Genomic DNA, 7,020 nt, shown 5'->3' with positions numbered 1-7,020 from the left:
GCGCTGCATGGCAGGCAGGAGCCTGCGCTCCTGCGCCGTCAGGCGCCGCACGCTTTCGTAAGCCCTCACGAAGGYCGCCGAACGGGCTTCGTCTTGTACGCCGGTTTCCAGGTCTATACACCAATCGTTGAGGCACACACCAATGTCAAACAGGAAGGTGTCGCAGCCGGCGAAGTAAAAATCAAAAAAACCGGTGAGCCGGCCGTCTTCGAACATCACGTTGTCGCGAAAGAGGTCGGCGTGTATGGCACCGCGGGGCAGGCTGCCAAAAGCGGATGAAGCCGCAATATGGTTCTGGTAAGCCAGCTCCCCCAGGATGAGGCTGGTTTGCGCCGGCGTGATGTAAGGCAGCACGACCGGAACAGTCTCGTTCCACCAGGCCAGGCCCCGCAGGTTGGGCTGGCGCCGCGGGTATTCGAGGCCTGCCAGGTGCATGCGTGCCAGCGTTTCCCCGACACCGGCGCAGTGGCCGGATGTGGGCGCCAGCTCACTGTGGCCGCGCAGCTTGTTGACGACGGAGGCCGGTTTGTCCTTCAGGCGGTGAAGAATGTTCCCTTTGGTGTCGGCAGCCGGATCAGGCACCGGAATACCGTGCGCCGCCAGGTGCTTCATCAGGTGCAGGTAAAACGGCAGCTGCTCGAATGTCAGGCGCTCGAACAGGGTCAGCACATACTGGCCCTGGTCGGTATCCACAAAGTAGTTGGTGTTTTCGATGCCGCCTGCGGCACCTTTGATATTTTGCAGCTGCCCCAGATTCAGGGCGTTCAAGAACGCTGCAGCCTCGTCAAACGAGACTTCGGTATATACGGCCATGCCTGAAACTGGATCCTGGAGTTCTTGGAGTACGTGGAGCTGCGAAAATCAGAACTTCAGCACGTTCCAGACGCGTGAGCCGTTGGTGTCGTTGTTGGTCGACGCGGGGGCGGTGCCCCGGGCGCCTTCTGCGGGCTTGATTTCGTAAGCCGCACCGCCGACTTTGGGCTGGACCAGGATTTGCTGCGTTTCGCCGCCCACACGGAGTTCGTCGATCCGGCTGCCCGCGTCTTCAGTGCGAATGCGCTGGATTGCCTTGTCCGGCCGGCCTGCAGGCGCCGGGGCCTCCGCGGTCACGGGCGGCACTGCGTTTTGTGCAGGCGCTTGAGCCATGGCCGCAGCCAGCGGCAGCACCGCAAACGCGGCGGCAAGAAGAGGGCGGAAAGCGTGGTTCATGCCTGCATTGTAGGCTGCGGAGCCCAGCCGAGAAAGCCCGATATGTCGTAATAAGGGGGCTGCGGCTGTAGGCGGAAAGCTTCCCCACAGGCCAGCGCCGGGCGCTATCGGCGCCGCGGGCAGCGGCGGGCCGATATCCCCGACAATCGGCTTCATGAGTACCGACAAAAAAACACTGCTGCTGGTGGACGGCTCCAGCTACCTGTACCGCGCCTTTCATGCCATGCCCGACCTGCGCGCCAACCCGGGCGACCCGGCCAGTCCGGCGACCGGTGCCATACGCGGCATGGTCAACATGATGCAAAAGCTGCGCAAGGACGTGCGCGCTGACTTCGCTGCCTGCGTGTTCGATGCCAAAGGGCCGACATTTCGCGACGCGCTGTACCCTGAATACAAGGCCCAGCGCTCACCCATGCCCGACGACCTGCGTAGCCAGGTCGAACCCATCCACGAAGTAGTGCGCCTGCTGGGCTGGAAAGTGCTGGACGTCCCCGGCGTGGAGGCCGACGACGTGATCGGAACGCTCGCCTGCATGGCTTCAACTCAGGGGATCGAAGTCATCATCTCCAGCGGCGACAAGGACTTGAGCCAGCTGGTCGACGAAAACATCACCGTCATCGACACCATGAACGACCGCCGGCGCGACCTGGCCGGGGTGGAGGCTGAATTCGGCGTACCGCCGCGGCTCATGGTCGATTACCAGGCACTGGTCGGCGACGCGGTCGACAACGTGCCCGGCGTGCCCAAGGTCGGCCCCAAGACGGCCGTGAAGTGGCTTCTCGAATACGGCTCGCTCGATGCGCTGGTGGCACGCGCCGGCGAGATCAAGGGCGTGGTGGGTGAGAACCTGCGCCAGTCACTCGATTGGCTGCCCAAAGGCCGTGAGCTGCTGACCATCAAGAAGGACTGYGAACTGGACGGCTACATCCCCGGCCTGCCCGCCCTGGATGCCATCACCATCGGCGGCCAGCAGACGGAACCCCTGAAAGCCTTTTATGAAAAGTACGGCTTCAAAGGCCTGGTCAAGCAGATCGAAATCGAAAGCACACCGCCGGAATTGATTGGCGGACCTGAAGGCAGGCACAAGCCCGCACCCGCCGGCGGTCCAGGCGGCCGTTCGGATTCGCCGGGCCTGTTTGACGAAGCGCCCCTGACCGATACGCCACCGGCTGAACGTGCCAGCAACCTGAACTACGACACGGTGCTGACCTGGGAAGCGTTTGACCGCTGGCTGGCAAAGATCGAAGCGGCCGAATTGGTAGCGCTGGACACCGAAACCACCTCGCTCGACGAAATGCTGGCGGAAATCGTCGGCCTGAGTTTCAGCGTCACGCCCGGCGAGGCAGCCTACATTCCGCTCACACACGATTACCCTGATGCACCCGCCCAGCTGCCGCGCGACGATGTGCTGGCGCGCCTGAAACCCTGGCTGGAAAACCCGAGCAAAGCCAAGCTGGGCCAGCACGTCAAATATGACCGCCATGTGTTTGCCAACCACGGTGTGGAAGTGCAGGGCTATGCGCACGACACCATGCTGCAAAGCTATGTGCTGGAAGTGACCAAGCCGCACGGCCTGGCCAGCCTGGCCGAGCGGCATGTGGGCCGCAGCGGTATCAACTATGAAGACCTTTGCGGCAAGGGCGCGCACCAGATCAAGTTCAACCAGGTCGACATCGCCAAGGCCGCCGAATACTCCTGTGAAGACTCCGACCAGACGCTGGACGTGCACCGTGTGCTGTGGCCGCGGCTGGAGGCCAACGAGAAACTGCGCTTTATCTATGAGCTGGAGATGCAGAGCAGCGAAACGCTGTACCGCATTGAGCGCAACGGCGTGATGATCGATGCGCCCACGCTGGCCGCGCAGAGCCACGAGCTGGGCCAGCGCATCATTCAGCTGGAAGCCGAGGCCTATGAGATCGCCGGTCAGCCCTTCAACCTGGGCAGTCCCAAGCAGCTCGGCGAGATTTTTTTCGACAAGCTCGGCATGCCGGTCATCAAGAAAACCCCCAGTGGCGCACGCAGCACCGACGAGGAGGTGCTGGAAAAGCTGGCCGAAGACTACCCGCTACCTGCCAAGCTGCTGGAGCACCGCTCGCTGAGCAAACTCAAGGGTACCTACACCGACAAGCTCGCGCAGCTGGCGTTGCCCCGTACCGGCCGCGTGCACACGCATTACGCGCAGGCCGTCGCGGTCACGGGGCGGCTTTCCAGCAACGACCCCAACCTGCAGAACATTCCCATTCGCACGGCAGAAGGCCGGCGCGTACGTGAGGCCTTTATCGCGCCTGCAGGCAGCGTGATCGCCAGCGCTGACTATTCGCAGATCGAGCTGCGCATCATGGCGCATCTGAGCGGCGATGAAGCGCTGCTGCGCGCCTTCACCGACGGCCTGGACGTGCACCGTGCCACGGCCGCCGAGGTGTTCGGGGTGGCGGTCGACCAGGTCAGCAGCGAGCAGCGCCGCTACGCCAAGGTCATTAACTTCGGCCTGATTTACGGCATGAGCAGTTTCGGGCTGGCGCGCAACCTCGRCATCGAAACCAAGGCCGCGGCGGCCTACATCGACAAGTATTTCCAGCGCTATCCCGGCGTCAAGAACTACATGGACCAGACCGTGGCGTTTGCCCGGGAACACCACTACGTCGAAACCGTATTTGGCCGGCAGCTGTACCTGGCGGAAATCACCGGCGGCAACGGGCCACGCAAGAAGGCCGCGGAAAGGCAGGCCATCAACGCGCCCATGCAGGGCACGGCGGCCGACCTGATCAAGCTCAGCATGAACAAGGTGCAGCAGGTGCTTGACGAAGAAAAGCGCGCCACCAAAATGATCATGCAGGTGCACGACGAACTGGTGTTTGAAGTGCCGGAGGCAGAGGTCGAGTGGCTGCGTACCGAGATCCCGCGCCTGATGGCCAGCGTCGCTGAGCTGAAAGTGCCGTTGCTGGCGGAGATTGGCGTTGGGCTCAACTGGGACAAGGCACATTAAGCCGGCTCCATTTTCCCTGCGATGGGGCTGTGTGTGAGGCGGGGCTGGAAAATCCTCGTCGCTGGTGTCGTCCTGCCCTTGCTGATGGCTGGCGCCGCGGCAGGCTATGCCTGGTACCGGTTGACCCAGCCGTTTGTGCCGGCTGGCGAGACGCCAGCGCCTGCTTCGCAAACGGCATCCGCCGCGAGACTGAAGCAACTGGTCTACAAACTCTCCACCGATTTTCCGAACCGCACGTTCGATAACGGAACCCGGCTTGAAGGTGCTGCCGTTTATCTGGAGTCACAGCTTTCCGGATTGGGCCTTCAGGTGGAGAGCCAGCGCTTCAGGGCCAGAGGCAGGTCCTACCGCAACCTGGTTGTGAAGCTGGGTCCTGATACACCTGAGGTGATGGTGGTGGGCGCGCACTATGACGTGGCTGGTGAGCAGCCCGGCGCGGACGACAATGCCAGCGGCGTGGCGGGCCTCGTTGAGCTGGTGCGCTTGCTCAAGGGGCAAACTTTCCGCCAGCGGGTGGAACTGGTGATCTACACGAATGAAGAGCCTCCTTTTTTCCGCACACCTTACATGGGCAGCGCCATTCACGCCCGGTCTCTCGCAGAGTCCGGCAAGCGCGCATCCCTCATGTTGTCGCTCGAGTGCATCGGCTACTTCAGTGATGAGCCGGGAAGCCAGGACCATCCTGTGCGGCTTCTCAATGCGATCTACCCCACTACCGGAAATTTCATTTCACTGGTGGGTTTCTACCAGGACGGCGACATCGCGCGCCAGGTCAAGGCGGCGATGAAGTCGGCCTCCGACCTGCCGGTGTATTCCATCAACGCGCCGGGTTTCGTGGTGGGGGTCGATTTTTCAGACCATCTCAATTACTGGAACGAAGGCTATGTGGGAATGATGGTCACCGATACGGCTTTCTACCGGAACAAGGCCTATCACACGCCGCAGGACACCGCAGACAGGCTGGACTACCGCCGCATGGCAAAGGTCGTCGATGGTGTGCGTGCGGTGGTCATGCAGCACGCCGTAGTGGCCGGGCCGGTACGGTAGCAGTCAAGACAGCGCTGCGTTCCCGGCATGTTCACTGCGTGCCTTGTACATGTCCAGGATCACTTCTGAAAAATTGCCAAGCAGGCGTTGGGCCACCCAGTTCGCATACGCGTCGAAATCCGTGCTGATGCGATAGCTCACGCGAATGTGCAGGCGTGTACCGCCTTCTTCGGGCGTCAATGTGTAGGAGGTGTCGCGCAGATCAAAATAAGCGCCGCCCACTTTCACGTGGTCGTCCAGCGCGCCTGCGGGAAATGAATCTTCTGCGAAACGGTAGGTCCAGCGCACATGCCGCTGCGGCTCCCACTGTCGTATCACCTCGTCAAAATGAACGCCTTTGCCCCAGGTGCTTTTTCGTATGGGGCCTTCAGCCGTGTCGGTCGTGATGCCGCTAACCGGAAGCGGAACGCCTATGCGATAGGCCCAGGCATGCTGAACCTCTGCAGGCGCGATATCGCGTGCGTTGTTGATCTGCTGCCAAACTTCAGCAGAAGTTGCCTGTATGAGCACACTGCGCTCCACGCTGCCGATGCGCTCTACCTGGTTTTGTGGAAATGCCATCGCCACCAGCAGTGGCAACGCGGCGATGCTATAGACCGCTTGCCTGGGCCAATTGGTCATGCGGCAAACCAGGCCCATGACCACACCGCCGAGCATGCCGACGGCGGTGAAGAGCGGAAGGATGACGATGGCGCAAATCACCCCCTCTATCAGGATGGCCAGGCTGCCGAGCACAAACACGAAGGTTGCCAGCGCCGGTGCAAAAAGGTAATAGGAAAAGCCCCTGCGCTTGTGCCGCTCGGCCACGTACACCGTGATGGCTCCTACGGCAAATGGTGCAAACCAGACAAAACCGGCCGCCATGGCCGACAGTGCACTCCCCGGTTTTCCGGAAAACACCAGGCGCAGGACCAGCCCGCTCAGCGCTCCGGCAAGAAAAGGCGTCCAGCCTGAAAACGGCAAGCCGTCCGAAGACGCAAATCCCTCTTTCGGCGCGGGTATGCGATCGTGCGCAGCGAGATCAACTGTTGGCTTGTTTTGTTCTGCGGTCATGGGTGTATTGACAGGTTTAGTTCGATGCCTGCTTATCCGCTGGTTTGCGCGCGGTGACCATGTAGTAGCCAAAACCCGGCAGCCACATGCCCAGCAGGAAGGCCGCGTAGGAAGCCACTATATGGCCGCGGCGCAGCGGCGACAGGCGAAAGCGGGCCCGCCAGAGTTCACGCAAGGCAAAGCGGGTGGCAAACAGAGGTATCTGCAATGCGCTGGGCGCCAGCCGCAGGCTGATGTCCTGGAACCGGATGTCGGTGAAGCCCTGGCTTGCAAGCGCTGTGTGCAGCGCCTGTTTCTCGGCCAGTTCGTTGACCGCCCAGTGACGGCACCAAAGCCCATAGATGCGCTCCATGAACCCCGGCAGGGGCTTGTTGTTGCGCCGCAAGGCATCGGCGATCACCAGCGTGCCGCCAGGCCGCAGCAGGCGTGCAGCTTCCCGTACCAGTGCCCGCTTGTCGGCTCCCGGCGCGTGGCAAGCGCTTTCCAGGGCGTAAACGCCGTCGTACGCGCCTGAACGCAAGCCTGTGTCCACGTAATCGGCCAGATGAAAACGAACCTGGTTGGGTAAGGCGGCGGCCTGGTTGAGCCCGGCGCCCTGGATGATTTGCCGCGCCACCAGCGTGACGGCGTCCACGGTGCTGTGCTTGCGATTTTTCACGATCGATCTGGCCGTGGCGCGGGCACCGCAGCCAAGGTCGGCAAGCAGTACGGCGCCGGTGGACGGC

The 7,020-nt window shown here is 62.1% G+C and carries 6 protein-coding genes; 2 read left to right on the top strand and 4 right to left on the bottom strand.

Annotated elements, in window-relative coordinates; translation table 11 throughout:
• Positions 1-813: homoserine kinase (locus AC1DWI_RS09710; protein WP_477724746.1), on the bottom strand; the 813-nt coding region annotated here is incomplete at its 3' end.
• Positions 814-861: 48 nt separating this feature from the next.
• Positions 862-1,209, bottom strand: coding sequence for a hypothetical protein (locus AC1DWI_RS09705; protein ID WP_457279994.1), 348 nt, complete (start codon positions 1,207-1,209; stop codon positions 862-864).
• 154 nt (positions 1,210-1,363) lie between these two features.
• Here AC1DWI_RS09705 and polA point away from each other — a divergent pair, with 154 nt between their 5' ends.
• Together polA and AC1DWI_RS09695 are read left to right on the top strand one after the other, a co-directional pair.
• Positions 1,364-4,195, top strand: coding sequence for a DNA polymerase I (gene polA, locus AC1DWI_RS09700; protein ID WP_477724745.1), 2,832 nt, complete (start codon positions 1,364-1,366; stop codon positions 4,193-4,195).
• A gap of 33 nt (positions 4,196-4,228) precedes the next feature.
• A complete protein-coding gene (locus AC1DWI_RS09695) occupies positions 4,229-5,242 on the top strand; it encodes a M28 family peptidase (RefSeq protein ID WP_477672184.1) in 1,014 nt (337 codons plus the stop codon).
• 3 nt (positions 5,243-5,245) lie between these two features.
• Here AC1DWI_RS09695 and AC1DWI_RS09690 read toward each other — a convergent pair whose 3' ends face one another.
• Both AC1DWI_RS09690 and AC1DWI_RS09685 read right to left on the bottom strand, forming a co-directional pair.
• Positions 5,246-6,295, bottom strand: a complete 1,050-nt coding sequence (locus AC1DWI_RS09690; protein ID WP_477668006.1) for an SRPBCC family protein — start codon at positions 6,293-6,295, stop codon at positions 5,246-5,248.
• A gap of 16 nt (positions 6,296-6,311) precedes the next feature.
• On the bottom strand, positions 6,312-7,020 hold a 709-nt coding region (locus tag AC1DWI_RS09685; protein WP_477724744.1), incomplete at its 5' end, for a methyltransferase domain-containing protein.

The organism is Polaromonas sp. P3_C2, from assembly GCF_056402675.1.
This window is presented reverse-complemented; position numbering and strand designations above follow the sequence as displayed.